We start from the raw sequence: 26,849 nt of genomic DNA, 5'->3' as shown, positions 1-26,849 counted from the left end.
CGTCATCCGTCCGGCAGGCCGACGGGGAGCGTTCTTTAGTAGGCTCGGAACATGACCAGTGCCGAACAGCCCCCTCCGTACGCCGCAGCCTCCACGGACCCTTCCGTTCCCGCAGCACCGGCGCTGAAGAAAATCCGCATTTCACACCTGCAGCAGCTGAAGGACACCGGTAGCCGGTTCGCCATGCTGACCGCCTACGACCAGTACGCCGCCGGCATCTTCGACGAGGCAGGCATCGAGGTGCTGCTGGTCGGCGATTCCGCCGCGAACAACGTGATGGGCCATGCCACCACGCTGCCCATCACCATGGACGAGATGATCGTCTTCGCGCGTTCAGTCACGGCCGGGGCGTCACACGCCCTGGTGGTCTGCGACCTGCCCTTCGGCTCGTACGAGGTCTCCCCCGCCCAGGCGATCGAGTCCTCGGTCCGGCTGATGAAGGAAGGCCTGGTGCATGCGGTGAAGATGGAAGGCGGCCGGCACTACGTTGACCATGTCCGGGCCATGACCGCCGCCGGCATCCCGGTGATGGCGCACATCGGCTTTACTCCACAGGCAGAGCACGCCCTCGGCGGCTACAAGGTGCAGGGCCGGGGCGACGCCGGGGCGGAGGTGGTCCGGGACGCCGTGGCCCTCGCCGAAGCCGGCGCGTTCTGCGTCCTGATGGAGATGGTTCCCGCCGACGTCGCCGCAGAGGTCGACGCCGCTGTCCGGGTCCCGACCATCGGCATTGGTGCGGGCAACGCCACCACGGGCCAGGTGCTGGTCTGGCAGGACATGGCCGGACTGCGCGGCGGAAAGCAGCCGCGTTTCGTCAAGGCGTTCGCGGACCTGCGGACCGAGCTGTCCCGGGCGGCAAAGGAGTACGCGGACGAGGTCCGCAGTGGTTCCTTCCCCGGCCCGGAACACAGCTTCTAGGAATTCCGCCCGGCTCCCGGGCAGCCGTTGAGGCACGCGCGGACGCGGCTCCTAGTTGTCTTCGTCCGCGTCCCAGGCCTTGTTCCGTGCCTGCACCTTCTGCAGCGCCAGCTCGGCTTCCTCCCGGGTGGGGTACGGCCCCAGCAGCTTGGTCCAGTCCGACTGCGGGCCTTCCTCCACCTGGTGGGTCACTACGTTGAACCAGAAATCGGCCATGGGGTCCTCCTGTTGACGTGGGTGTGCCGGCACCGTGCCGGACGGCTCGTCCCGCCGTCGGGCGGGCTGGCGATAAGATCGATGGTATGCCCCAGAAACTTGCCACCGCACCCGCTGGACACCTCGCACCGGGAAGCGTGAGTCCCCGGCGGCCCGTGCCGGCGTCGATCCCCCGTCCCGAATACGTGGACAAGAAGGCGCCCGCACCGTTCACCGGGTCCGAGGTGAAGTCGCCGGAAACGATCGAAAAGATCCGGACCGCGAGCAAGGTCGCCGCCCAGGCCATCGTCGAGGTCGGCCGGCACATCACCCCCGGCGTCACTACCGATGAGCTGGACCGGATCGGCCACGAGTTCCTGCTGGACCACCATGCCTACCCGTCCACGCTGGGCTACCGCGGCTTCCCGAAGTCCCTGTGCTCTTCCGTGAACGAGGTCATCTGCCACGGCATTCCGGACACCACGGTCCTTGCCGACGGCGACATCATCAACATCGACATCACCGCGTACATGGACGGCGTGCATGGCGACACCAACTGGACCTTCCTCGTGGGAGACGTCGACGACGAGTCACGGCTCCTCGTGGAGCGCACCCAGGAATCCCTGCGCCGGGCCATCAAAGCTGTTGCCCCGGGCCGGGAAATCAACGTCATTGGTCGTACCATCGAGTCCTATGCGAAGCGTTTCGGCTACGGCGTGGTCCGGGACTTCACCGGCCACGGCGTCGGCGAAGCCTTCCACACCGGCCTGATCATCCCGCATTACGACGCCGCGCCCGCCTACAGCAGGCTGATTGAACCGGGAATGGTGTTTACGATTGAACCTATGCTCACACTTGGCACCGTCGAGTGGGACATGTGGGATGACAATTGGACAGTCCTGACCAAGGACCGCAAACGCACTGCACAGTTCGAGCACACCCTGCTCGTTACTGATGACGGCGCCGAAGTTCTGACCCTTCCCTGATCCGCTGACCCGAGCTCAGAACTACTACTGGAGAATCATGGCCAAGAAGCATAAGTCCGACAAACACGTCGACGCCGTCATCGGAATTGATATCGGGGGCACGGGCATCAAGGGCGGCATAGTCGACCTGGCCAAGGGCAAGCTGATTGGCGACCGTTTCCGCATTCCCACCCCGCAGCCCGCCACTCCCGAAGCCGTTGCCGGCGTCGTGGCGGAGATCGTGGCCGAACTGTCCGCCCGGCCCGGCGGCCCCGGCCCGGAGGTCCCTGTGGGCGTCACGTTCCCGGCCATCATCTCCCACGGCATCGCCCGCTCGGCTGCCAACGTGGATAACAGCTGGATCGATACCGACGTTGACACCCTGCTCACCAAGGCGCTTGGGCGTGATGTGCAGGTCATGAACGACGCCGACGCCGCCGGCCTGGCGGAGGCCCGCTACGGCGCCGGCCGCGAGGTGGACGGCACCGTCCTGGTGATCACCCTGGGCACGGGCATCGGCTCGGCCCTGATCTACAAGGGCCTGCTGGTTCCCAACGCAGAGCTCGGCCACCTGGAAATCGACGGGCACGACGCCGAGACCAAGGCCTCCGCCTCAGCCCGGGAACGCGACGGCATCAGCTGGGAGGAATACGCCGAACGGCTCCAGCGCTATTTCTCGCACGTGGAGTTCCTCTTCTCCCCCGATCTGTTCGTGATCGGCGGCGGAATCTCCAAGCGCAGCGAGGACTTCCTCCCGCTGCTGAACCTGCGCACTCCGCTGGTCACCGCCAACCTGAAGAACAACGCGGGCATTGTCGGGGCCGCCCTTCAGGCAGCCATGCACTTCAAGTACCTCAAGTAGCCGGTCACATCGCAAAAGCGGCGGAAGGGTTTCCTTCCGCCGCTTTTGCGATGTCTGGTACAGGCACGGCAGTGCTCCAGCCGCAGTGGCCTACTGGGCGGTCAGCGGCCGCTGGGCACCGGAAGGCACCCGGCTGGAGCTTTCCCGGGCTTCCGCCCGCAGCTTCCCGATCGCCGTCTCAAAATCTTCGAGGGACTCGAAGGACTGGTACACGCTCGCAAACCGCAGGTACGCCACCTGGTCCAGCTTCTGGAGCGGAGTAAGGATGGCCAGCCCGACCTCGTGGGCATCAATCTCGGCCACGCCGCTGGCCCTGATGGTCTCTTCCACTTCCTGCGCGAGCATGGCCAGGTCATCCTCGCTGACCGGGCGGCCCTGGCAGGCCTTCCGCGCACCGTTGATCACCTTGCTGCGGCTGAAGGGTTCGCCCACCCCGGAACGCTTGATCACGCTCAGGCTGGTGGTCTCCACAGTGGAGAAACGGCGTCCGCACTGGGGACACTGCCGGCGGCGGCGGATGGCCGATCCGTCGTCGGCCAGGCGGCTGTCGACGACGCGGGAATCAGCGTTGCGGCAAAACGGACAGTACATATCCCGTCCTTTCGCGAAGGGGCCTTATGGTGCTCTCACTATAGGGCCCGCACTGCCCCAATACCAAGCGTGGAACCACAACATGTAGTACTCGCCGGTACTACATGTAGGTAGTCCACGTTCCGCCTGACTCAGTTATTCGAAGCGGATACTGACTGCGTCCCCGTGGGCGGGCAGGTCCTCGGCACGGGAGAGGGCCACAATGTCGCCGCTGACTTCCTCCAACGCTTCGCGGTTGTAGTTGACCACCTGGATGGCACGCATGAAGGTGGTCACGTTCAGTCCGGAAGAGAACGCCGCGGTTCCGCCCGTGGGCAGCACGTGGTTGGAGCCGGCGCAGTAATCTCCCAGGCTGACGGGGCTGTAATCCCCCACGAAAATGGCTCCGGCGCTGCGGATCCGCGCCGCCACCGCTTCGGCGTCGGCTGTCTGGATTTCCAGGTGCTCGGCGGCGTAGGCGTCGCAGACAGCTATGCCCTGTTCCAGTCCGTCCACGAGGATTACGCCGGACTGTGTGCCGGAAAGCGCCGTTTGTACTCGTTCGCTGTGCTTGGTGTCCGCAACCTGGCGTCCCAGTTCCACCCGGACGGCCGCGGCAAGCTGCTCCGATGCCGTGACGAGGACAGAACCGGCGTTCGGATCGTGCTCGGCCTGGCTGACCAGGTCCGCTGCCACCAGCCGCGGGTCCGCAGTTTCGTCGGCGAGGACCATGATCTCGGTGGGACCGGCCTCCGAATCAATACCGACAACACCCTTCACCAGCCGCTTGGCAGTCGCGACAAACACGTTTCCGGGACCGGTGACTACATCCACGGGCAGGATCGCCGCATTGTCTCCGTCGGCCGCCACACCGTAGGCAAAGGCGGCAACAGCCTGCGCGCCGCCCACCGCGTACACCTCGTCAATTCCCAGCAGTTTTGCCGCAGCCAGGATGGTGGGGTGGGGCAACCCGCCGAATTCCTTCTGCGGCGGGGAGGCAAGGGCGAGGGACTCGACACCGGCCGCCTGCGCCGGCACCACGTTCATCACCACCGACGACGGGTACACCGCCAGGCCGCCGGGGACGTAAAGCCCCACGCGGGACACCGGCATCCAGCGGTGGGTCAGCACCGCACCGGGACGGATTTCCACCCGGGCGTCGGCAGGGCGCTGTGCCTGCGCAAAGATCCGGGTCCGTTCGATCGCCGTTTCGAGCGCGGCCCGGACGGCCGGGTCCAGCTGTTCCAGTGCCGAGTCCAGTGCTTCGGCGGGAACCCGGACCTGTTCCTGGGCCACGCCGTCGAACCGCTGCGCCAGTTCCGTCAATGCGGTGAATCCCCGGGTGCGGACGTCGGTGATGATCGCCGTAACGGCATCAGACGCGGAGTCGAAGGACGCCTGGGCCCGCGGCATGGCACCCTTGAGCCCGGCCGGGCTCAAATGCCGGCCGCGCAGATCGATGGTGCGGAAGGATTCGAAAGCTGCTTCGGGGCTGGAGGATTTCACGTCTTCCAGTCTACCCAAGCCCCCTTCGGGCGTTCACGGCGAGTACCCGCGTTACGGCTGCGAATGAGGCCTGGGACGGGTGAAGTTCTGCCACGCGATGGCTGCGAGGTTCAACTGGGCCGGTTGCGCGTCACCTCCGGCAATCTGCTCGTTCAGCCGCCCGTCATAAAGCGCCAGCAGTGACCGGGCCAGTTCCGAGACATCGACCGTAAATTCCGCGTCCTGCGCCTCGGCGACCCGGATCAGGGCAGCGGTCACAGCCTCAGACAGGACAGCCCGCTGGTCGGCGACCACGGTGCGCACGCGCTCAGACCTCCGGGCAGCCAGCAGCAGCTCCAGCCGCACGGCATGCCACACGGTGTCGGACGTAAAATCCGCCATGCCTTCGAGGATGTGCTCGATGACGGCTGTGGGTTCCAGCCCACCGGGGCGAAGCCAGTGGTCCAGCTGCCGGTTGAGCCGTTCAGCCAACTGCCGGGCGTGGTCTTCGTACATAGCCAGCGCCAGTTCCGTTTTCGAGGCGAAGTTGCTGTAAAAAGCACCCCTGGTGAAGCCCGCCGCAGCGCACAGCTCCTCGACGCTGGCACCCTCAAGGCCCCGCTCCGCAAAGACCGCAGCCGAAGTGGCCAGCAGGCGGCTTCTCGTCGCCGTCCTCGACCTTTTGGCGGGTTCGGCTTCAACGGGCCCCATGGTGGTCCTCTCTCCGGCAGTGCATCTTCTCACGATACATCGGTGTATCGTCAGGGAAGTCAATACACGAGTGTATCCAAGTCGTTAGTGTATCCAAGTCGTCCGTTAGAGGATCTGCCCGCATGTCCACTTCCACACCAACGCGTCCCCGCCACTCCGCCCGCCCGGAGGGCAGGCCCCCGGTCTCCCCGTACCGGTCCCCCATGTTCTGGCTGCTTCCCATGCTGGTGGTTGTCCTCCTGGCGGCCATCGGGACCGGACTCTATATGGGTGGCCTCGCCAATCCGACGGCACATCTGAAGGACTTCCCGGTTGCCGTGGTTAACGAGGACGCCGGCACGGACCCTGCCGCCGACGGAGCAGCTCCACAGAATCTGGGCCGGGAGATCGTGGACGGTTTTGCTGACCGGGCTGCGGAAGGGGACAAGCTGGACCTGCGGATCCTCTCCTGGGCGGATGCCCGGGAGCAGCTCGAGAACGGCGTTGTGTACGCTGCCGTGGTCATCCCCGAAACATTCTCCGCGGATGCCGCAGGACTGGTCTCCGGATCCCTGACCGAGGAGCCAACTGCCCGTCCCGACATCACCGTCTACACCGACCCGAAGGCCGGTGCACTGGCAGCACGCCTGGCGACCGGCATTATCGAACCCGGGTTGAAGGAAGCCAGCACCTCCCTGGGGGAACAGCTCAGCAGCGCCGCGGAGGATGCCCAAGTCCAGGCGCGGGCCCTCGTGGAGCAGCAACTGGCCGCATCCCAGGATGACCAGGCCCGCCGGACGCTGGAAGCAGCCACCCAGGCAGGCCCGGCCACCGAAGCCTTTGCACGGGAGCTCACCCAGCAGCAGGCCGGGACACCGGCCCAGCTGGCGGACAAGCTGGCCCCCACGGTCAGTGCTTCCTCCACCCTGCTGCTGCAGGATCCGGTGCACATCACCTCGGCCACCTATCACCAGGTGGAAGAAGGCACGGCCCTGGGAATGGGCTCGTTCTACTACGCCATCCTGCTCCTGGTCCTGGGGCTGACCGGTTCCATTGGCGTTAATCTCCTGGTCGACGGGCGGCTGGGGATCACACCCCTGGAAATAGGGCCGCAGTTCCTCCAGGCCCGGCGCACCACACCTTCCCGCTGGATGACCATGCTGGTCAAGTGGGGAATCTTTGTTACTGCGGCGGCACCCGCGGCAGGCGTGGTGATGTGGGTGGCCTCCGCGGCCGATGTTCCCCTGCCCAACGGGGGCACGCTGTTCCTGGTCAGCTGGCTGGCCATGTCTGCTGTTTCGGCGGCGGTGTTTGCCCTGCTGACCCTCTTTGGCAATGCGGGCCTGCTGGTTTCCATGATCTACCTGGTGCTTATGGGCCTGCCCTCGTCCGGGGCAGTGGTGCCGGTCGAGGCCCTGCCCGGATTCTTCCGGGCGATCGCCCCCTGGGAACCCCTGCACCACATAGCCACAGCCGTCCGCAGCGTCCTGTACTTCGGATCGGGGACCAATACCGGGCTGGGCGCCGATGTGCTGGCCCTGGCCGTCATCCTGGTGGTCTCGCTGCTTGTCGGCATCCTGACGGGCGCCGCCTATGACCGGTTCTTTGGCCGCCGCGGGGCCAAGGCAACCGGCGTGGCAGCGGCCTGACCGGGCCCCGCCCTACACGTCCAGGCAGGCCGGCCCCAACAGCACCTTCAGGTCGCCGAACAGGGACGGAGTGGGGTTGACCCGCATATCCACGCCCAGCTTCATCACTTCCACCGTGCGGGATCCGTTGAGCCGGATCTGCACCTCGGAGGTGCCCGGATGCGTCCGGAGCACGTCACCCAGCTGGGTCACCACGGTTTCGGTCGCCTTGTAGGTGGCCATGGAGATGACCACCGGACCGGAATGGCCCTCGCTGAGGTCGGGAACGGTGAGTTCCTGCGCGTTCAGCGTCACGGCGCCGTCGTCCCGGCGCTGCAGCCGGCCGCGGACCACCACGATCAGGTCCTCGGCCAGCACCGCGGCAATCGGTCCGTAGACCTGGCCGAAGAACATGACCTCCATGGAGCCGGCCAGGTCCTCGATTTCACAGCGTGCATACGCGTTGCCGCTGTTCTTGGCAATCCTGCGCTGCAGCGAGGTGATCATGCCCGCAATGGTGACGATGGCGCCGTCGGCCGGGCCGTCCTCCCCCACGATGTTGGTGATCGACGAGTCCGCGTGCTGGCTGAGGATGCCTTCCAGGCCCTGCAGCGGATGGTCCGAGACATACAGCCCAAGCATGTCCCGCTCGAAGGAGAGCTTGTCCTTCTTCTCCCACTCCGGCAGGTCCGGGATGTCGATACTGATCGAGTCCTCCGGCTCCTGGTCGGAAATGGCGGCGAACAGGTCGAACTGGCCCACAGCCTCGTTGCGCTTGAGCACCACCACGGAGTCGATGGCTTCTTCGTGGATCATTGCCAGCGGGCGGCGGGCATGGCCCATCGAGTCGAAGGCGCCGGCCTTGATCAGGGACTCGATGGTGCGCTTGTTGCACACCACCGCCGGAACCTTCATCAGGAAGTCCTTGAAGTTGGTGTAGGCACCCTTCTCTTCCCGGGCCGCCACCATCGCCTGCACCACGTTGGTGCCGACGTTGCGGATAGCGCCCATGCCGAAGCGGATGTCCTTGCCCACAGGGGTGAAGTTCACCGAGGACTCGTTCACGTCCGGCGGCAGCACCGTAATGCCCATCTTGCGGCATTCATTCAGGTACAGGGCGAGCTTGTCCTTGTCATCACCCACGGAGGTGAGCAGGGCCGCCATGTATTCGGCCGGATACTGGGCCTTCAGGTAGGCGGTCCAGTAGGAGACGACGCCGTAGGCCGCGGAGTGCGCCTTGTTGAAGGCGTAGTCGGAGAAGGGCAGCAGGATGTCCCAGAGCGCCTTGATGGCCGCTTCGGAGTAGCCGCGGTCCACCATGCCCTGGTGGAAACCGGCGTACTGCTTATCCAGCTCCGATTTCTTCTTCTTGCCCATGGCACGGCGGAGGATATCTGCCTGGCCCAGGCTGAACCCCGCCACCTTCTGGGCGATGGCCATCACCTGCTCCTGATAGACAATCAGGCCGTAGGTGGTGTTCAGGATTTCCGCGAGCGGTTCCTCGAGCTCCGGGTGGATCGGGGTGATTTCCTGCTGGCCGGTCTTGCGCAGGGCGTAGTTCGTGTGCGAGTTCGCACCCATGGGACCCGGCCGGTACAGGGCGATGACAGCGGAGATGTCTTCAAAGTTATCCGGACGCATGCTCTTGAGCAGCGACCGCATCGGCCCGCCGTCGAGCTGGAAGACGCCCAGCGTGTCACCGCTGGCAAGGAGGTCGTAGGCTTCCTTCAAATCCAGCGGCAGGTCTTCCAGGACCAGGTCCTCGCCGCGGTTGTTCTTGATGTTCTCCACCGCGTCGGAGACGATCGTCAGGTTCCGCAGGCCGAGGAAGTCCATCTTGATCAGCCCCAGGCCTTCGCAGGTGGGGTAATCGAACTGCGTGATGACCTGGCCGTCCTGCTCGCGGCGCATGATCGGGATGATGTCGATCAGCGGGTCGGAGGACATGATCACGCCGGCGGCGTGCACGCCCCACTGCCGCTTCAGGCCTTCAAGCCCCAGCGCGGTCTCGAACACACGCTGGGAATCCGGGTCGGTGCGCAGCAGTTCGCGCAGCTCCTCGGCCTCCCCGTAGCGCTTGGCTTCCTTGTTGTGCACGTCGGCCAGGGACAGGCCTTTGCCCATCACGTCCGGCGGCATCGCCTTGGTCAGGCGTTCTCCGACCGAGAAGGGGTAGCCCATCACGCGGGAGGAGTCCTTCAGCGCCTGCTTGGCCTTGATGGTGCCGTAGGTGACGATCATGGCAACGCGCTCGTCGCCGTACTTCTCTGTCACGTAGTGGATCACTTCGGAGCGGCGCCGATCATCGAAGTCGACGTCGAAGTCAGGCATGGAGACGCGGTCCGGGTTCAGGAAGCGCTCGAAGATCAGGCCGTGCTGCAGCGGGTCCAGGTCCGTGATGCCCATCGCGTAGGCGGCCATTGAGCCGGCACCGGAGCCACGGCCCGGGCCGACCCGGATGCCGTTCTTCTTCGCCCAGTTGATGAAGTCGGCCACCACCAGGAAGTAGCCGGGGAAGCCCATCTGGACGATGATGCCGACCTCGTAGTTGGCACGCTTGCGCACGTCGTCCGAGATGCCGCCCGGGTAGCGGCGCTGCAGGCCCGCTTCGACCTCCTTGACGAACCAGGACTCCTCGTTCTCACCCTCCGGAGTCGGAAAGCGCGGCATGTAGTTGGCCTTGGTGTTGAACTCGACGTCGCAGCGCTCGGCGATGAGCAGGGTGTTGTCGCAGGCGTCCGGGTGGTCGCGGAAGATGGCCCGCATTTCGTCCGGGGACTTGAGGTAGAACTCGTCGGCGTCGAACTTGAACCGTTTGGGGTCGGCCAGCGAGGAGCCGGACTGCACGCACAGCAGCGCCGCATGCGCGGAGGCGTCTTCGGCGTGGGTGTAGTGAAGGTCGTTGGTGGCCACCAGCGGCAGCTGCAGCTCGCGGGCCAGCTTGATCAGGTCCGCCTGCACGTTCCGTTCGATGTCCAGCCCGTGGTCCATCAGTTCGCAGAAGAAGTTTTCCTTGCCAAAGATGTCGCGGAAGTCCGATGCTGCCTGGACGGCCTCCCGGTACAGTCCCAGGCGCAGCTTGGTCTGGACTTCGCCGGAGGGGCAGCCGGTGGTGGCAATCAGGCCCTTGCCGTAGGTCTGCAGGAGGTCCCGGTCCATGCGCGGCTTGTAGAGGTAGCCTTCGAGCGAGGCCAGGGAGGACATCCGGAAGAGGTTGTGCATCCCCTCGGTGCTCTCGGCCCACATGGTCATGTGGGTGTAGGCGCCCGCGCCGGACACGTCGTTGCGGCCGCCGTCGCCCCACTTCACACGCGTCTTGTCCGCGCGGGCGGTACCCGGGGTGAGGTAGGCCTCCACGCCGATGATCGGCTTGATGCCGGCGCCGCGGGCCTTGTTCCAGAAGTCGAAGGCGCCGAACACAAAACCGTGGTCGGTGGTTGCCAGGGCGTTCATGCCCAGCTCGTCGGCGTGGCTGAACAGATCCGTCAGCCGGGCAGCCCCGTCGAGCATCGAATATTCGGTGTGGTTGTGAAGATGGACAAACGATTTCGACGTACTAGTTGCTGAAGCCACCAGTACATTCTAGGCCCCCGGGCGCGGCGTGTCGGACGCCGCCGCGCCGGGTGCGGTCCCTCTGGAAGGGCCTAGACCTCGCCGCTGCGCAGAGCGTCGACGGCGTACTGCAGGTCCTGCGGGTACTCGCTGACGAACTCGACATATTCCCCCGTGGCGGGGTGGGTGAAGCCCAGTTTCCGGGCGTGCAGCCACTGGCGGGTGAGCCCCAGCTCGGCCGCCAGCTTCGCGTCGGCGCCGTAGGTGAGGTCACCCGCGCAGGGGTGCCGCAGGGCCGAAAAGTGGACGCGGATCTGGTGCGTGCGTCCCGTCTCCAGGTGCACTTCCACCAGCGAAGCCTTCCCGAAGGCCTCGAGCACCTCGTAGTGGGTCACCGACGGACGCCCGCCCTCGACGACGGCGAACCGCCAGTCGTAGCCCGGGTGCCGGCCGATCGGGGCGTCAATAGTGCCCTTCAGCGGATCGGGCAGTCCCTGGACCACTGCGTGGTACATCTTGTCGACGGTGCGTTCCTTGAACGCCTGCTTCAGCAGCGTGTAGGCATGCTCGGTCTTGGCAACCACCATGACTCCGGACGTGCCGACGTCGAGCCGGTGGACAATGCCCTGGCGCTCAGGGGCACCGGAAGTGGAGATCCGGTAACCGGCAGCGGCCAGCGCGCCGACCACTGTGGGACCAACCCATCCGGGTGAGGGATGCGCAGCTACCCCGACTGGCTTGTCGATAACCACGAAGTGTTCATCGTCCGCCAGGATCAGCAGGTCGTCGACAGGCTCGACGACGACGGCCAGCGGGTCGCGCTGCTCCGGCACGTCGGCAGTGATTTCCTGTCCGGCGTGCAGTTTGTCGGACTTGGACAGCACCCGGCCGCCGGAACTGAAGTAACCGTCGGCGCACCAGGTGGCGGCGGTGTTACGGGAAACGTCCAGCAGCCCGGCGAGAACGGCATCGGCACGTTTGCCGTCTGCTTCTTCGGGGACCGCGAACACGGCATGCAGTTCATTCATCGTGATTCCCCTCCATCGTGCTGCTTCACTTCTGTGCGTGTGGACGGCGTGCGTACGCCGTCCATACCGATGCCGCGCAGGGTCAGCAGGCAGACCAGGATGACGCCGCTGACTACGCAGGAATCGGCGATGTTGAAGATGGCGAAGTTCGGGAAGGCGATGAAGTCCACTACGTGGCCCTGCCCGAAGGACGGTTCGCGGAAGAGCCGGTCGGTTAGGTTGCCGAGGGCACCGCCGAGCACCAGGCCCAGGGCGGTGGCCCAGGCGAGGGACCGCAGGCGGAACATCAGATAGACCAGGAACCCGGCAACCAGCACCATGATGATCGTGAAGACCCAGGTGTAGTCGGTGCCGATGGAAAACGCAGCCCCGGGATTGCGGATGAAGTGCCAGCGCAGAACGGGCGGCAGGACGTCGGTCACCTGCCCCTCGGTCATGGTGCGGACAACCCACATCTTGGTGAGCTGGTCGGCGACGACGGCGGCAACCGCCAGCGCGAGCATGGTGTACGCGGAGGTGCTCCTCCGGGCGCGGCCGCGCTCGGCTCCGGCGCTGCCCGGTGTCTGCGGTGAGGAAGTGGTCATGGTGCTTTCGTGATCTGGTGCCTGCCCGATTCATCGTGCAGGCAAGATGGAACAAAAACCAAGGGCCGGCGGCCGGGGTTACCCGGCCGCCGGCCCTTGGTGAGTTATACGGTATTGCTACCTTATCTCTACTTTACTTCTACTCTGCTTCTGCTTTTTCCTACTTGACGACTCTGTTAGTGCCAATCCAGTAGTTCAGGTCCAGGACCATCGGCGCAATTACGCGTCTGCGGTCTCCGAAGCGACAGAACCGCGTGCATCCAGGTCACGCAGCTGGCCTTCGATGTAAGCCTTCAGGCGTGAACGGTAGTCGCGCTCGAATCCGCGGAGCTGCTCAACCTTGCGCTCCAGGACAGCCTTCTGCTGCTCCAGGGTGCTGAGGATCTTGCGGCTCTTTTCCTGGGCGTCGCTGACGAGGCCGCTGGCTTCGATCTGTGCTTCCGCAATGATCTTGTCGCGCTGCTCAACGCCGGCACCAACGTAGTCATCGTGCATCTTCTGGGCCATGGCCAGGATGCCGGCTGCGCTCTCGGTGCTGTTGCCGTTGGAAGCTGCGAGGGGCTCCGGCTTGTGCTCGACCGGCGCCGGACGCTCTTCGACGCGCGGAGCTTCGACCTTCGGCTCCGGCTTCGGCTCTTCGCGGACCTGCTCGGTCTTCGGGGCAGCTGCCACCGGGGCGGGGACCGAGTTGGAGGAGGACCCGCCGGCCGCGGCGTCAGCCAGCTGGCGGCGGAGGTCTTCGTTTTCGGAGTTCAGCCGGCGCAGTTCCACCACGATCTCGTCGAGGAAGTCATCGACTTCGTCCTGGTCATAGCCTTCCCGGAATTTGGTCGGCTGGAACCGCTTGTTGACAACATCTTCTGGCGTCAGAGCCATCTGGTCACCTCATACTGGATTATAAGATTCGCCTGCGAGTCAAGCAGGCGGTTCTACGTAGAGAAATACGGACATACAAAATGTGGGGTTGTATTCGCTTTCACACTATATCGTTTGGGTTCCGAAAACTAACCGGACCCCAGCGGCGCCTGACTGCTAGCGCGCGACGCCGACGACAATCTGCGTGAGTATCGATACGAGGATAAACAGCACTAGGAAGGCCAGGTCCAACGCCACGCCGCCAAGCCGCAGCGGCGGGATGATCCGCCTGAACAACCGCACCGGGGGGTCGGTGACACCGTACACGCCTGTGGCGAGCACGAGGGCCGGCCCCTTAGGCCGCCACTGCCGGGCAAACATCTGCACGGCGTCGTACACGATCCGCAGGATGAGTGCGAGCTGGAAAAGCACCAGCACCAAATACACCAGTGGAAGAATGATATTCACGCGCAGGGTTTCATTTCCGGAAGTCGGTCGGCAGCTCCCGCGGCCCGTTGATACGGGCCTTGGGTTAGCTCTGGTTAAAGAAAGTGGCTTGCGATTCGCTGATCTTCTTGTCGTCGCCCAGGACTTCAACGTAGGAAGGCGACAGCAGGAAGACCTTGTTGGTCACACGCTCAATGCTACCGCGCAGGCCGAAGACAAGGCCCGCGGAGAAGTCGACGAGCCGCTTGGCATCCGCCTCCCCCATGTCGGTGACGTTCATGATGACGGGGATGCCGTCACGGAAGCTTTCACCGATGAGCTTTGCGTCATTGTAGGAACGGGGGTGGACGGTGGTGATCTGACGCAGGCCGGACACGTCCTCACGGGACGACGGTGCGCGCTTGATGGGTGTCACGGGTGCGCGGTACTCCTCCACTGCATTGCGGACGACGGGGGCGGGAACAGCCTCCGGTGCCTCCTCGTCGGGCTCATGGATGGGAGCATAATCTTCCTCCCGGGCAGGAGCTTCCCGCAGCTGCCGCTGTTCGGACTCGTAGTGCTCGTCACCATCGGCGAGCCCAAGGTAAATCATTGTCCTGCGCATTGCGCCAGCCATGGTTGCTCCTCTAATCCTTCAACGCCTAGCTGCCCATTACTGTACTGATACTGCACGGTGCTGCGCGGCGGCTGTGTGGTGTTTGTACTTCGACGCTACCGTACCGGCGGGCGCGCGCCCAGAACATCGGACCCGATTCTCAGGTGTGTCGCTCCGTGGGCGACGGCGGCTTCCAGGTCCGAACTCATGCCGGCCGAGATGCTCCGGGCATCCGGGTATTGGCGCTGCAGCTGCGCCGAGAGCTGCTGCAGCCGGCTGAAGGCTTCCCCGGCGTCTGCGCCGAGCGGCGCCACGGCCATCAGGCCGGTGAGCACCAGTCCGTTTGTGGCGGCTACGGCCTCGGCCAGCCGGGGCAGGTCCCCGGGGCCGGCTCCCCCGCGCCCGGGATCTGCTGCCCGTGCAGCCTCGGGGCGCAGGTCCACCTGGAGGAAGCACGAGAGGTCCGCGCGGGGGGCGGCGCCGTCGTCTTCCCGGCGCCGCTGCTCCGCGGCCATCGCCTTGCCGAGTGCGCCGATCAGGGAGGCCCGGTCCACCGAGTGCACCGCCGCGGCGTAGCGGACCACGGACTTGGCCTTATTGGACTGCAGCTGGCCAATAAAGTGCCAGTTCAGGTCCAGCTGCGCCAGGGCGGCGGCCTTCGATGCGGCTTCCTGGTCTTTGTTTTCACCGACATCACGCACGCCGAGCCGGGCCAGGATCTCGACGTCGGACGCCGGAAAGTACTTGGTGACCACTATCAGGTGCGGCTCGGCTGCTTGCCGTGCGGCGGCGGCAATGCGGCTGCGGACGTGCTGCAGCCGGTCCCGCAGCTCTTCCGCCCGGGAGGGAGTTGTTGGAGTCATGGTTATTCCATTATCCCTGCCGGCACGATCCTGCCGCTCCACCCTGCAGCTCCATCATTCCGCCCTGCGGCCGGGATCACGGACGCTGCCAGACCACGCCGGCGAGCCGCCCGGTGGACGGGTCCCTCCGGTGGGAAAACAGCTGCTCATTCTCCAGCGTGCAGCCGGCTATCCGTTCCACGGCAACGCCAAGGCCGGCCAGCTGCGCCTCCGCCCCGGCCGGAAGGTCCAGGGCGGGGGTACCGCTGCGGGTGGTTGCCGCCGTCGACGGCAGCAGGGCTGCAGCTTCCGACTGCATGGCTGCCGGAACCTCGTAGCACTCTCCGCAGACACAGGGGCCTATCCAGGCGCGGATACCGGCGCCGCCCGCAGCCTCGATCCGCTCGACCGCCGCAGGCAGGATGTTGTCAAGCAGGCCGCGGCGGCCGGCATGCACCGCCGCAGTCACCGGGTTTCCATCTGGACGGATGCCCGCCAAAAGGACCGGCACACAGTCTGCGACCATCACCGCCAGGGGCGCACTGCCGTCCACACTGATCAACCCGTCCGCGGTGGGCGCCGTGCCGGCTGTGCCTGGCTCGGCGATGACCGCTGAGTGGACCTGGTTCATGAAGCGCAGGGAACCGGCCTGGACGCCCATCACCGACTCAAGCTCTGCCCGGCGGCGCAGGACAGCCTGCGGATCATCCCCCACATGCAAAGCGAGGTTGCCCGCAGATGTGTTGGTGAAGCCCACCCACAGGTTGTCGCCAACCTGCCGGTGCCACCAAAACATCCGGGACAACCCCGCTGTCATGCTCAGCTGTTCTTACTCTGCTGGTCTTGCTCTGCTGCTCTGCCTATCCGGCTTCCTACTTCAGGAAGTCCGGCACGTCCAGGTCATCCGGGCGGCCGGTGGAAAGATCGGACTCCACCACTGCCGGAAGATCGATGTCAAAGCCTGCATCGGCGGGGACGTCACTGTGCTGGTGCGACCGCTGCGACCAGGCCGACAGGCCTGCGGACGCCGGAGCAGCAGCTGCGAAGCCGCCTGCGGCCGGTGCGGAGGACGGCGGGGTGGCCGGCTCTGCGGGCTTGTGCGAGACCGGCTGCGAGGTGACATCCACCTGGTCGAAGCCCGCTGCGATGACCGTGACGCGTGCTTCGTCGCCCAGGGCATCGTCAATGACGGCGCCGAAGATGATGTTGGCTTCGGGGTGGGCCACTTCCTGGACCAGGCGTGCGGCCTCGTTGATCTCGAACAGGCCGAGGTCGGAGCCGCCCTGGATGGAGAGCAGCACGCCGTGTGCGCCGTCGATCGAGGCTTCGAGCAGAGGTGAGGCTATTGCCAGTTCTGCAGCCTTGACCGCACGGTCCTCGCCGCGTGCCGAACCGATACCCATGAGCGCCGAACCGGCACCCTGCATCACGGACTTGACGTCCGCGAAGTCAAGGTTGATCAGACCCGGGGTGGTGATGAGGTCGGTGATGCCCTGGACACCGGAGAGCAGGACCTGGTCCGCGGAGCGGAAGGCATCCAGCATCGACACATTGCGGTCGCTGATGGAAAGCAGGCGGTCATTCGGGATGACGATAAGCGTGTCGACTTCGTCGCGCAGCGTATCGATGCCCGACTCGGCCTGGTTTGAGCGCCGGCGGCCTTCGAAGGTGAAGGGGCGGGTGACGACGCCGATGGTGAGGGCACCCAGGGAGCGGGCAATCCGGGCGACGACGGGAGCGCCGCCGGTACCCGTTCCGCCACCTTCGCCGGCGGTCACGAAGACCATGTCGGCGCCGCGGAGGACTTCCTCGATTTCTTCGGCGTGGTCCTCGGCGGCCTTGCGGCCCACCTCGGGATCAGCGCCGGCGCCCAGTCCGCGGGTGAGCTCGCGTCCGACGTCAAGCTTGACGTCAGCGTCGCTCATGAGCAGAGCCTGCGCATCCGTGTTGATGGCGATGAACTCCACGCCGCGGAGGCCTACATCGATCATCCGGTTTACGGCGTTCACGCCACCGCCGCCGATGCCGACGACCTTGATGACGGCCAAGTAATTCTGCGGTGCTGCCACGTCCTGTGTCCCTTGTTCGAATCTGTGCAACTTGATGTTTTCTGCAACTGCTTGTTTCTGCTGCAACTGCCTGCGTTCTGCAGCTGCGTGTGTCCTGCGAACCGGTCTGCCTTCAACCGGTTCCCGGCCGCCGACACCCCCGCGGTTTCCAGCGGAATCCCGGAGATTCCCGCTGGAGGCCAGGCCGAAAACCTTGAACCGACAAAACCCTAACCCTCAACTTGAGGGTTATAGTTATGTCAAGTAATCCATTACTTGAGACGCTATGGGGGTTCCGCTGCTTCCGCAAATACCGGCCCCGCGTGTCGGAGGATTCTTTCCCCGCAACCCTGTGATGTCATCCATGACGGCCCGTCGATATGCCTGTGGATATCCCCGGTGGATATGCCCGGTCACCGCGTGACCGGCCGGTCGGGAGTGCTCACATCATAGACCGCCACCGGAGGATCTGTTGGCTTCATTTTCAGGAGCGCCTCGAGTACCCGCGCCTTTGCCTCGTTGGCATCGGCACTCCCCCAGAATACCGTCTGCCCGCTGTTGAGCTTCAGTTCCACCGAGTCCACGGTCTGCGCGGAAGCGTTCTCCAACCGGGCAAGAACCTCGGGCGGCAGCGCCGCCAGAACGGCCGTAATGCTCGGGAAAACGTTGGCATTGACTGCCTCGCTCCCACCCGCAATCAGCGGAAGCGCTACAGCGGCCCTGTCCGCAGCCATGGCCAGGTGCCGGCCCTCCTCGTCGATGAGGACATGGGTGCCGCCTTCCTGAAGCACGGCAACCGGAACACGTTCGGTGATCGATACCACCAGGGTGGACGGCGGCTGGGCGGCCACCTCGATTCCGGCTATCTCCGGACGGTCCTTCAGCAGGTTCTCCACATCCGCGTCCGAGATGGTGGGCAGGGTCTGCCCCTTCAACGGCTCCAATGCCGCTTCGGCCTGATCCCGCGGCAGCAGGGAGGTTCCCTCGACCACCACGGTCTTCAGTGCCAGTGCGGGCGAAAAGAAGAGCAGCACAAAAAACAGCACTGTGACCAACAACGCGGAGCCCACCGTAATCCAGGCAACCCTGCGCCTCCGCCGGCGCGGCGGCTCGGGAAATGCCAGGACAGTTCCAGCCGTGCCGCCCCGGCCACTCCCGGCGACGTCGGCTCCGGTGCTCTTGGCAGCGGCAGGCTTGGTGACTGCAGTCTTGCCCGCAGCCTTGCCAGCAGATTTAGCAGCAGCGGGCTTCGCAGCGGCAGCCTTCTTCGCAGACGTTCCAGCGGACTTGGTTCCCGCAGCAGCCCTGCCCGCCGACGCTCCCCCAGCCGCCTTCGCACCGGCTGCCTTGGACGCAACTGCCTTCGTGCCGGCTGCCTTCGTTCCGGCAGCCTGAGTCCCGGCACCATCCGAACGTCCCGCCGGCTTTACGGCAGGCGTACCCGCGCTCCCGGCAGGCTGGTCTTCCGGATCCAGGGCACGGGTAGCCGTAATGATGTCCTCGTCGCCGCCGGACCGCTTCCTACCGGCCATCGGAGGCTTTCCCGACAGGGGCGGCCGTACGGGCGGGTGCGGCGGCCAGGCGGGCAACCAGCTCGGCCCCCAGCACCGTAACGTCGCCGGCACCGACGGTGAGGATGATGTCTCCGGCAGCGGCGCCGTCGGCTACGCGTGCCACGGCCTCACCGGGACTCCCGGCATAGCCGCCGGGGATGTTCAGGCGGGACGTGATCAGTTCGCTGGTCACGCCTTCGATGGGGTCTTCCCGGGCCGGATAGATGTCCAGGACGGTGGCGGTATCCGCCAGATCCAGGGCAGCGGCAAACTCGGCCGCGAAGCTGCGCGTCCGGCTGAAGAGGTGCGGCTGGAACAAGACGTGCACCCGGTGTCCGCCGGCGACGGTGCGCGCGGCTTTCAGGGCTGCGTTCACCTCGGTGGGGTGGTGCGCGTAGTCGTCGAAGACCTGCACACCGCGGGCGGTCCCCCGGGATTCGAACCGCCGGGCGGCACCGGAGAAGGTGCCCAGTCCCGCCGCGGCGGTCTGCGGATCCACACCCAGTTCCAGGGCGACGGCAAAGGCGGCAGCGGCGTTGAGGATGTTGTGCGTGCCGGGTACCTGCAGGACAAGCTCGGCTTCGGCTCCGCGGCCGTCCACCGTGTAGTGCAGGATGCTGGCCGACCCCGCGCCGGCCGGCCGCGTATCCGAGACGCGGACATCCGCACCGTCCGCGTAGCCGTAGGTGGCCACGCGCACTCCCGGAGAGCGATCCACGAGGCTGACCGCACCGGCGTCGTCGGCGCAGGCAATGAGGAGACCGTCCGCCGGCAGCAGCGCTGCGAAGGCATCAAAGGAGGCGAAGACCGCTTCCTCCGTGCCGTAGTGGTCCAGGTGGTCCGCCTCGACATTGGTGACCACGCTGATCCGCGGGGTGTAGTTCAGGAAGGAGCCGTCGGACTCGTCGGCTTCGGCCACGAAAACCGGGCCGGTTCCGTGTGCGGCGTTGACTCCGAGCGCGGCAACATCCCCGCCGATGGCGAAGGACGGATCCAGGCCGGCTTCACGAAGCATCACGGTAACCATGGCCGTGGTGGTTGTCTTGCCGTGCGTACCGGCCACAGCCACCAGGTCCTGCTCCCCCATGGCGGCGGAAAGCGCTACGGAACGGTGGATGACCCGCAGGCCCCGGGAACGAGCCTCGGCAAGTTCCGGGTTCTGTTCGCGGATGGCTGTCGAGACCACTACGGTATCCGCGTCCGCAACATGGCCGGCGTCGTGCCCCACGAAGACGGTGGCACCCAGTTCCTCGAGGGCACGCAGTCCCGGAGAGTCCTTGGAGTCCGAGCCGGAGACCGGAATGCCCTGGGCCAGCAGCACCCGGGCGACGGCGGACATGCCGGCACCGCCGAGTCCGATGAAGTGGACCTGTCCCAGATCGCCTGGATTCAGCCGGTTCATGCCTTAGCCCCATCGCTTGCTTCGAGGATGAATGCAGCCATGCGCTGGTCCGCGTCACGGATGCCCAGCGCCGCCGACGCTTCCGCCATTGCTTCCAGTGCGGGCGCGTCGGCCAGCAAAGGTATCAGCCTGTCGGAAATCCACTCGGCTGTGAAGAGGGAATCGGAAACCGTCAGTGCCCCGCCTGCTGCCACCAGGGCTTCGGCGTTGAGTGCCTGCTCGCCGTTGCCGTGCGGCAGCGGAACCAGGACGGCGGGAAGACCCACTGCACTGATTTCGCAGACCGTTCCTGCCCCGGAACGGGCCAGCAGCAGGTCGGCAGCCGCGTAGGCCTGTTCCATGCCGTCCACGTACTCCACCTGGGTGTAGCCGCGCGCCGCGATCTGCTTCCCGTCCGCGTCCACCAGGGACTTGCCGCGGCCCGTGATGTGCAGCGTCTGGATACCGGCCGCTGCCAGCGCCGGAAGGGCATGCTCCACGGCCCGGTTGATGCTCGCAGCGCCGGAGGAGCCGCCGGTCACCACCAGTGTGGGGCGGTCCTGCTCGAGTCCCAGCGCCGACCGTGCCGCGCTCCGGGCCGCCGCGCGGTCCAGCGAGGAAATTTCCCTGCGCATCGGCATGCCCACCCACGTGGCCCGGGGCAGGCGGGTGGATTCGAAGGCGACACCGGTCACGGCAGCGAACCGGGCACCTACCCGGTTGGCCAGCCCGGGACGGGCGTTGGCTTCATGCACGATCACGGGAAGCGAGCGGCGGCGGGCTGCCAGGTACACGGGCGTGGAGACGTAGCCGCCCACACCCACGACGACGTCGGCCTGCGCGGAGTCCAGGATCTCTCCTGCCTGACGGACGGCGCGTACCAGCCGACCGGGCAGCTTCGCCAGGTCCCCGGAGGGACGGCGCGGCATGGGGACCCGGTCAATGGTGGCCAGCTCATAACCCGCTGCCGGAACCAGCCGGGTTTCCATTCCGGAGGCGGTGCCCACCACGGTGATGCGGGCATCGGGGCGGCGGGCCCTAACGGCGTCGGCAATGGCCAGGAGGGGGCTGATGTGCCCGGCTGTGCCGCCTCCGGCCAGGACTACGGACAGGGGATGCTGCGTCATGGAGCTGTTGATTCACTTTCAGGGATTTTGCGGGCAAAGGAAAGCAGGACGCCGACGGCGGCAAGCGTGAAGGTCAGGGAGGACCCGCCGTAGGAAATGAACGGCAGCGGAACGCCGATGACCGGCAGCAGCCCGGTGACCATGGCAATGTTGACTGAGGCCTGGCCGATGATCCAGACCAGGACCGCGCCGCAGACAATGCGGATGAACGGATCGGTGTGGCGCATGGTGACCCGGACCGTGGCGACGGCAAGGACGGCAAAGAGGCTGACCACCACAAGCGTCCCCAGCAGGCCGAACTCTTCACCGATGATGGCGAAGATGAAGTCGTTGTGGGCTTCGGGGATCCAGTTCCATTTCTGCCGGCTCTGCCCGATGCCCACCCCCAGCCACCCGCCGGATGCCAGTGCATACATACCGGCGTTGGCCTGGTCGCAGAGGCCCGTGGTGCAGTCAAGCTTCAGCCAGGCGCTGATCCGGCTGGAGCGGTTGCTGCTGACCAAGGACATCAGTACCGCACCGGCGGCTGCTCCGCCGGCAAGGACACCCAGGAACCTCAGCGGAGCTCCGGCGAAGAACAGGGCTGCGACCATGATCATGCCCATCACGATCACCGTGCCAAGGTCGCTTCCCAGCATGACCAGGAGGATCAGGATCCCGCCGCCAGGAACCACGGGGATGAGCGCGTGCTTCCACTCGTTGATCAGCCGTCCCTTGCGGGAGAGCACGGCGGCGAACCAAATAGCCATGGCCAGCTTTGCCGCCTCCGACGGCTGACCCGTGATGGGACCGATCTCGATCCAGTTCTTGTTGCCGTTGACTTCCTTACCGATCGCCAGCACCAGGATGAGCAGGAAAATGGCAAACCCGTACAGCGGCCAGGCCAGGAAACGGTACTGGGAAGGCCCCAGCCGCGAGAGTCCCAGCATCGCCACAACGCCTACGGCGGCGAACATGGACTGCTTCAGGAACAGGTCGAAGGTCGTCGCCGCTCCGGCGTCGCTTCCGGCCGCGGCGGCGATGGACTCCACCGACGACGCCGAAAGCACCATCATGAGGCCGATGGCCGTCAGGGCCAGGGTGGCGCCGAGGATCGTGTAATAGCTGGAGCCGGTGGCGCGGCGGCCGCTCCCCTCGAGGAAAACGAGGAAGCGTTCAAGGCGCGACGCCGGTTTGCCGGTGGAAGCAGCGGCGTCCGGGTCTGCGGCTGCGGATTTCCCGGCGGGCTTACCAGTGACGGACTTACCGGCTGGCTTACCAGCGGCCGGGCCGGCTTTCGCTGTCACCGCGCCCGTCCCGGTGGCGCCGGTGGCCGCAGGGTTCCGGCGCAGAACCGGTTTGCGTTTGCTGCCGGTGGGCGTGGTGACCAATCTAGGGCTCCTTTGGAGTCTGTGCCTGTCCCGGTGCCTGCTGTTCACTCACATACCCTGCAACGGCTTCGATAAAAGCCTCGCCGCGGTGGGCATAGGAAGTGAACTGGTCCATGGAAGCTGCTGCCGGCGCCATCAGCACGGTGTCTCCTGCTTCGGCCACTTCGGCCGCCGCAGCCACGGCCCGGACCATGATCTCTTCGGCGCTGGTGACGGGTGCCGCCAACTGCTGTTTTCCAGTTTGCTCCCCCAGTGCGTGGAGAACCGGCACATCGGGGGCGTGTTGCGCCAGCGCGGCCTGCAGATCGGCGCTGTCGGCACCGATCAGCACGACGGCCTTGAGCCGGCCGCGGTGTTCGGTCACCAGATCGCCATAGCTGACGCCCTTGGAGAGGCCCCCGGCAATCCAGACAACGCTGGTGAAGGCAGCCAGCGACGCCGAGGCGGCGTGCGGGTTGGTGGCCTTCGAGTCATTGACCCAGAGAACGTCATTGACGTGGGCCACGGGCTGGATCCGGTGGTCGCCGGGTGAGTAGGCGCGCAGCCCGTCGCGGACCGCTGCCGGTTCGACGCCGTAGGCACGCACCAGCGCGGCGGCGGCCAACGCATTGGCAACCATATGCCGGGGAGCGTACTCCCCCAGGTCCGTCATGGCCGCCAGTTCGGCGGCGGAATCCTTGCGCTGCTCGATGAAGGCGCGGTCCACGAGCAGTCCTTCGACTACTCCCACCATGCTGACCGCCGGCACGCCGGTGGTGAAACCGACCGCCCGGCAGCCTTCCACAACGTCGGCTTCCTCGACCATGTGCTCGGTCTCGTACTGTTCGGCGTTGTAGATGCAGGCAACCTGCGTGTTTTCGTAGATCTTGGCCTTGTCGGCCACGTAGGCCTCGTAGGACCCGTGCCAGTCCACATGGTCCTCGGCAATGTTGAGGCACACGCTGGCCAGCGGGGACATGGAGTAGGTCCAGTGCAGCTGGAAGCTGGAGAGCTCCACTGCAATGGCGTCGTAGCCTTCCGGATCCCGGATGGCGTCCAGGATCGGGGTCCCCACGTTGCCTGCCGCGATGGCACGCAGCCCGGCGGCGCGGAGCATGCTTTCAGTCATGGAGACGGTGGTGGTCTTGCCGTTCGTTCCGGTGATGGCCAGCCACTGGGCGGTCTTGCGGCCTTCACGGATGCGTACCCGCCAGGCCAGTTCGACGTCTCCCCAGACCGGGATGTCCGCTGCCGCGGCGGCGGCCAGGACCGGGTGGGTGGGCCGGAAGCCGGGAGACGTCACGACAAGGTCGGGGGCGGCGCCGTCGACCTGTGGGAGCGCAGCCACGGCGTCGCTTCCGAGCAGGATGTCGGCTGCACCGACGATCCGGAGGGTGTCGGCCTTGGCCCGGTTCTCCGCGGTATCCCGGGCGTCGACAACCACTACCCGGGCACCGAGTTCAATCAGGGTATCCGCCGCGGAAAAGCCGGAAAGGCCGATGCCGGTGACGACGACGCGCAGGCCCGCCCAGTCAGCGTCCCAGGTGGTCAGTTCGGCCAGTGGCGCGCTCAACTTCCCACCACCCATTCGGCGTAGAAGATGCCCAGGGCCACGGCGACGCAGAGGCCTGCGATGATCCAGAAGCGGACCACCACGGTGACCTCGGCCCAGCCCTTGAGTTCAAAGTGGTGCTGCAGCGGTGCCATCTTGAAGACGCGCTTACCGCCGCTGAGCTTGAAGTAGCCCACCTGGATGATGACCGAAAGGGTGATGATCACGAACAGGCCGGCCAGGATGATCAGCAGCAGTTCGGTCCGGGAGAGGATGGCGAAGGCCGCGATGGCGCCGCCGATCGCCAGGGAGCCGGTATCGCCCATGAAGATCTTCGCGGGTGAGGTGTTCCACCAGAGGAAACCGATGAGGGCTCCCGCCATGGTGCCGGCCAGCAGGGCAAGATCCATCGGGTCGCGGACTTCGTAGCAGACGCCTTCGGCGCCGGGTGAGCCGCAGCTCTGGTTGTACTGCCAGATCCCGATCAGGAAGTAGGCGCCGAACACCAGCACGGACGCACCCGCAGCCAGCCCGTCGAGTCCATCGGCCAGGTTCACGCCGTTGGTGGTGCCGGTGATGATGATCAGGGACCAGATCACAAACAGCACCGCGCCGAGCACGGCGCCCGCAAAGGCGAAGTCGACTCCGGTGTCCCGGATGAAGGAGACCGCCGTCGACGCCGGAGTCCGTCCCTCACTGTTGGGGAACTGCAGGGCCAGCACGGCGAAGGTAATACCCACGGCGGCCTGCAGGATGATTTTTGCCTTGGCATTCAGGCCCAGGCTGCGCTGCTTGGAAATCTTGGTGTAGTCGTCGATGAAACCGACCATCCCCATGCCCACGGTGAGGAGCAGGACCAGCAGTCCCGACGCCGTCGGGCTGAAGGTTCCGAAGCCCAGCATGCCGCTGATTAGGTGGGTGAGGAAATATGCGGCAACCACGGAGGCCACAATGACGGCACCGCCCATGGTGGGCGTGCCGCGCTTGGTGTGGTGCGAGGTGGGGCCGTCGTCGCGGACAAACTGGCCGTAGCCCTTCCGCACCAGGAAACGGATGAACAGGGGTGTTCCGGCAAAGGCAAAGACCAGAGCCAGCGAAGACCCTACAAGCAGGGAGATCACAGGTTGTCTCCGGTCCTTTCGGTACGCGCCGGCGTGGACGCCGGATCAGTTACTGCGGACGGTGGTACAGGGGACAAGGCTATCCGATCGCCGAGGTAGCGCAGGGCCGCCCCGTTGGAGGATTTGAACAGGACAAGGTCGCCGGGGGCCAGGGATTCCCGGAGGATGCGCTCGGCGTCCTCCGCCGTCTCCACAAAGGTGGATTCTTCTCCCCAGGAACCTTCCATGACCGCGCCGGTATGCATGGCACGGGCACCGGTGCCCACAACAATGAGTTTGGAAATATTCAACCGGACCGCGTAGCGCCCGATGGCGTCGTGCTCGGTGACGGCGTCCTCGCCCAGCTCCAGCATTTCCCCCAGCACGGCCCAGGTGCGCCGTTCCCGGCCCAGTTCGGCCAGGGTGCGCAGGGCTGCACGCATGGATTCGGGGTTGGCGTTGTAGGCATCGTTGATCACGGTGACGCCGTCGGCGCGGTCGGTCCGTTCCATGCGCCAGCGGCTCGCTGCGGCGCGGCCGGACAGGCCTGCGGCAATCTGCTCCCCCGGGATGCCGGCCGCGTAGGCGGCGGCAGCGGCGGCCAGCAGGTTCGCCGTGTGGTGGGCTCCGATGAGTCCGGAACGGATCTCGTGCCGGCTGCCGTCGGGCAGCAGCAGGGTGAAGACGGGACGGCCCTCGGCGTCGGTCCGGGCATCGAGCGCGCGGACGGCGTTCTTTGCCCCGTGTGCGGCCTCGGGAGACGAGGTGAAGTACAGGACCGGAGCTTCGGTGCGGTCGGCCATGGCGGCAACCCGCACGTCGTCAGCGTTCAGGATGGCTGTGCCGTTGGCAGGCAGCGATTCAACGAGTTCGCCCTTGGCGACGGCGATGTTCTCCACGCCGCCGAACTCACCGGCATGTGCGGAGCCGACAAACAGGACAACCCCGATGTCCGGCTTCACCATGTCTGCGAGGTAGCGGATGTGCCCGATTCCGGTGGCACCCATTTCCATCACCAGATAGCGGGTCCCGTAACCGGCGGTGAATACGGTCAGCGGAAGGCCCACCTCGCCGTTGTAGGAACCCACCGGTGCGACGGTGGGGCCCGCCTCGGTCAGGACGCCGGCCAGCAGGTCCTTGGTAGTGGTCTTTCCGGCCGAGCCGGTGATCCCGATGACGGTCAGTTCACCGTGGGCGCGGAGCCGGCGGACGATCTCCGCGGCCAGCATGCCCATGGCAGCAACGACGTCCGGAACCATCACGGCCGGGTAGAGCCCGCCGTCGTCGTCGGACACCGGCCGTTCCACGAGCGCCAGCATGGCGCCGCGGGCAAAGGCAGCGCCCACAAAGAGGTGGCCGTCGGAGTTCTCTCCGGGCTTGGCGATGAAGAGCGTACCCTGCACGGCTTCGCGTGAATCCGTGGTGGCCGAAGTCACGACGAGACCGGGAGTCTGCGCGGCCGGGCCGATCAGCCCGCCGCCTGTAATTGCCGCTATTTCGGCTGCATTAAGTTCAATCATGAC

24 protein-coding genes are annotated in these 26,849 nt (G+C 65.9%); 4 read left to right on the top strand and 20 right to left on the bottom strand.

From position 1 onward, the window contains the following. Window positions 1–51: 51 nt before the first annotated feature. Complete coding sequence (gene panB / locus QNO03_RS00445) at window positions 52–918, top strand: 3-methyl-2-oxobutanoate hydroxymethyltransferase (RefSeq protein WP_289601288.1); 867 nt, start codon at window positions 52–54, stop codon at window positions 916–918. A gap of 51 nt (window positions 919–969) precedes the next feature. On the opposite strand, the gene QNO03_RS00440 is transcribed toward panB, so the two are convergent. Further along, complete coding sequence (locus QNO03_RS00440) at window positions 970–1,134, bottom strand: SPOR domain-containing protein (RefSeq protein ID WP_229947589.1); 165 nt, start codon at window positions 1,132–1,134, stop codon at window positions 970–972. Window positions 1,135–1,220: 86 nt separating this feature from the next. On the opposite strand from QNO03_RS00440, the gene map reads away from it, so the two are divergent. Together map and ppgK are read left to right on the top strand one after the other, a co-directional pair. Then, window positions 1,221–2,099, top strand: a complete 879-nt coding sequence (gene map / locus QNO03_RS00435) for a type I methionyl aminopeptidase (protein WP_289601286.1) — start codon at window positions 1,221–1,223, stop codon at window positions 2,097–2,099. A 37-nt stretch (window positions 2,100–2,136) separates the two neighbouring features. Next, window positions 2,137–2,940: a polyphosphate--glucose phosphotransferase gene (gene ppgK, locus QNO03_RS00430; RefSeq protein WP_229947585.1), complete on the top strand. Its 804-nt coding sequence runs from the start codon at window positions 2,137–2,139 to the stop codon at window positions 2,938–2,940. Window positions 2,941–3,030: 90 nt separating this feature from the next. Here the strand turns inward: ppgK and nrdR are convergent, their stop codons facing one another. From nrdR to QNO03_RS00415, 3 genes are all read right to left on the bottom strand, one after another. Continuing rightward, window positions 3,031–3,531, bottom strand: coding sequence for a transcriptional regulator NrdR (gene nrdR / locus QNO03_RS00425; protein ID WP_289601284.1), 501 nt, complete (start codon window positions 3,529–3,531; stop codon window positions 3,031–3,033). A gap of 135 nt (window positions 3,532–3,666) precedes the next feature. Continuing rightward, window positions 3,667–5,016, bottom strand: coding sequence for a histidinol dehydrogenase (gene hisD / locus QNO03_RS00420; RefSeq protein ID WP_289601283.1), 1,350 nt, complete (start codon window positions 5,014–5,016; stop codon window positions 3,667–3,669). A gap of 51 nt (window positions 5,017–5,067) precedes the next feature. Further along, complete coding sequence (locus QNO03_RS00415; protein ID WP_289601282.1) at window positions 5,068–5,706, bottom strand: TetR/AcrR family transcriptional regulator; 639 nt, start codon at window positions 5,704–5,706, stop codon at window positions 5,068–5,070. Window positions 5,707–5,828: 122 nt separating this feature from the next. Here QNO03_RS00415 and QNO03_RS00410 point away from each other — a divergent pair, with 122 nt between their 5' ends. Continuing rightward, window positions 5,829–7,334 (top strand): YhgE/Pip domain-containing protein, encoded by a 1,506-nt coding sequence (locus tag QNO03_RS00410; protein WP_289601281.1) that lies wholly within the window; start codon window positions 5,829–5,831, stop codon window positions 7,332–7,334. Between the two features lie 12 nt (window positions 7,335–7,346). Here the strand turns inward: QNO03_RS00410 and dnaE are convergent, their stop codons facing one another. The 16 genes from dnaE to QNO03_RS00330 form a co-directional block, all read right to left on the bottom strand. Further along, window positions 7,347–10,886, bottom strand: a complete 3,540-nt coding sequence (dnaE, locus tag QNO03_RS00405) for a DNA polymerase III subunit alpha (RefSeq protein ID WP_283995873.1) — start codon at window positions 10,884–10,886, stop codon at window positions 7,347–7,349. A 71-nt stretch (window positions 10,887–10,957) separates the two neighbouring features. Continuing rightward, window positions 10,958–11,893: an RluA family pseudouridine synthase gene (locus QNO03_RS00400; protein WP_229947567.1), complete on the bottom strand. Its 936-nt coding sequence runs from the start codon at window positions 11,891–11,893 to the stop codon at window positions 10,958–10,960. Then, the gene (lspA, locus tag QNO03_RS00395; protein ID WP_289601279.1) at window positions 11,890–12,477 is read right to left on the bottom strand and encodes a signal peptidase II; all 588 of its coding nucleotides are present in this window, start codon (window positions 12,475–12,477) and stop codon (window positions 11,890–11,892) included. The genes QNO03_RS00400 and lspA overlap by 4 nt, the downstream gene beginning before the upstream one ends. Window positions 12,478–12,696: 219 nt before the next feature. After that, window positions 12,697–13,353, bottom strand: a complete 657-nt coding sequence (locus QNO03_RS00390) for a DivIVA domain-containing protein (RefSeq protein ID WP_229947564.1) — start codon at window positions 13,351–13,353, stop codon at window positions 12,697–12,699. A gap of 156 nt (window positions 13,354–13,509) precedes the next feature. Beyond that, window positions 13,510–13,800, bottom strand: coding sequence for a YggT family protein (locus QNO03_RS00385; protein ID WP_227922585.1), 291 nt, complete (start codon window positions 13,798–13,800; stop codon window positions 13,510–13,512). A 64-nt stretch (window positions 13,801–13,864) separates the two neighbouring features. Continuing rightward, entirely contained in the window at window positions 13,865–14,395 is a 531-nt protein-coding gene (locus QNO03_RS00380) for a cell division protein SepF (RefSeq protein WP_229947561.1), read from the bottom strand. A gap of 95 nt (window positions 14,396–14,490) precedes the next feature. Next, window positions 14,491–15,237, bottom strand: a complete 747-nt coding sequence (locus QNO03_RS00375) for a YggS family pyridoxal phosphate-dependent enzyme (protein ID WP_289601276.1) — start codon at window positions 15,235–15,237, stop codon at window positions 14,491–14,493. Window positions 15,238–15,313: 76 nt separating this feature from the next. Beyond that, window positions 15,314–16,012, bottom strand: a complete 699-nt coding sequence (locus tag QNO03_RS00370; protein ID WP_229947993.1) for a purine nucleoside phosphorylase YfiH/LACC1 family protein — start codon at window positions 16,010–16,012, stop codon at window positions 15,314–15,316. Between the two features lie 76 nt (window positions 16,013–16,088). Further along, complete coding sequence (gene ftsZ / locus QNO03_RS00365) at window positions 16,089–17,285, bottom strand: cell division protein FtsZ (protein WP_229947558.1); 1,197 nt, start codon at window positions 17,283–17,285, stop codon at window positions 16,089–16,091. A gap of 392 nt (window positions 17,286–17,677) precedes the next feature. Continuing rightward, window positions 17,678–18,796 (bottom strand): cell division protein FtsQ/DivIB, encoded by a 1,119-nt coding sequence (locus QNO03_RS00360; RefSeq protein WP_289601275.1) that lies wholly within the window; start codon window positions 18,794–18,796, stop codon window positions 17,678–17,680. Then, window positions 18,786–20,219 (bottom strand): UDP-N-acetylmuramate--L-alanine ligase, encoded by a 1,434-nt coding sequence (gene murC / locus QNO03_RS00355; protein WP_289601274.1) that lies wholly within the window; start codon window positions 20,217–20,219, stop codon window positions 18,786–18,788. Before murC ends, QNO03_RS00360 begins: the two co-directional genes overlap by 11 nt. Beyond that, entirely contained in the window at window positions 20,216–21,325 is a 1,110-nt protein-coding gene (gene murG, locus QNO03_RS00350; protein ID WP_289601273.1) for an undecaprenyldiphospho-muramoylpentapeptide beta-N-acetylglucosaminyltransferase, read from the bottom strand. The genes murC and murG overlap by 4 nt, the downstream gene beginning before the upstream one ends. Beyond that, the gene (gene ftsW / locus QNO03_RS00345) at window positions 21,322–22,695 is read right to left on the bottom strand and encodes a putative lipid II flippase FtsW (RefSeq protein ID WP_289601271.1); all 1,374 of its coding nucleotides are present in this window, start codon (window positions 22,693–22,695) and stop codon (window positions 21,322–21,324) included. Before ftsW ends, murG begins: the two co-directional genes overlap by 4 nt. A 1-nt stretch (window position 22,696) precedes the next feature. After that, window positions 22,697–24,262 carry a UDP-N-acetylmuramoyl-L-alanine--D-glutamate ligase gene (gene murD, locus QNO03_RS00340; protein WP_502874532.1) on the bottom strand — a complete coding sequence of 522 codons (1,566 nt, stop codon included), beginning with the start codon at window positions 24,260–24,262 and terminating at the stop codon, window positions 22,697–22,699. Next, a complete protein-coding gene (gene mraY / locus QNO03_RS00335; protein WP_229947546.1) occupies window positions 24,244–25,347 on the bottom strand; it encodes a phospho-N-acetylmuramoyl-pentapeptide-transferase in 1,104 nt (367 codons plus the stop codon). The genes murD and mraY overlap by 19 nt, the downstream gene beginning before the upstream one ends. After that, complete coding sequence (locus QNO03_RS00330) at window positions 25,344–26,846, bottom strand: UDP-N-acetylmuramoyl-tripeptide--D-alanyl-D-alanine ligase (protein ID WP_289601269.1); 1,503 nt, start codon at window positions 26,844–26,846, stop codon at window positions 25,344–25,346. The genes mraY and QNO03_RS00330 overlap by 4 nt, the downstream gene beginning before the upstream one ends. Between the last annotated feature and the right edge of the window lie 3 nt (window positions 26,847–26,849).

This window comes from Arthrobacter sp. zg-Y877 (assembly GCF_030373105.1).
Taxonomy (GTDB): Bacteria; Actinomycetota; Actinomycetes; order Actinomycetales; family Micrococcaceae; genus Arthrobacter_B.
Note: the sequence above shows the minus strand (reverse complement) of the source record. Positions and strands in the feature narration are given on the sequence as shown.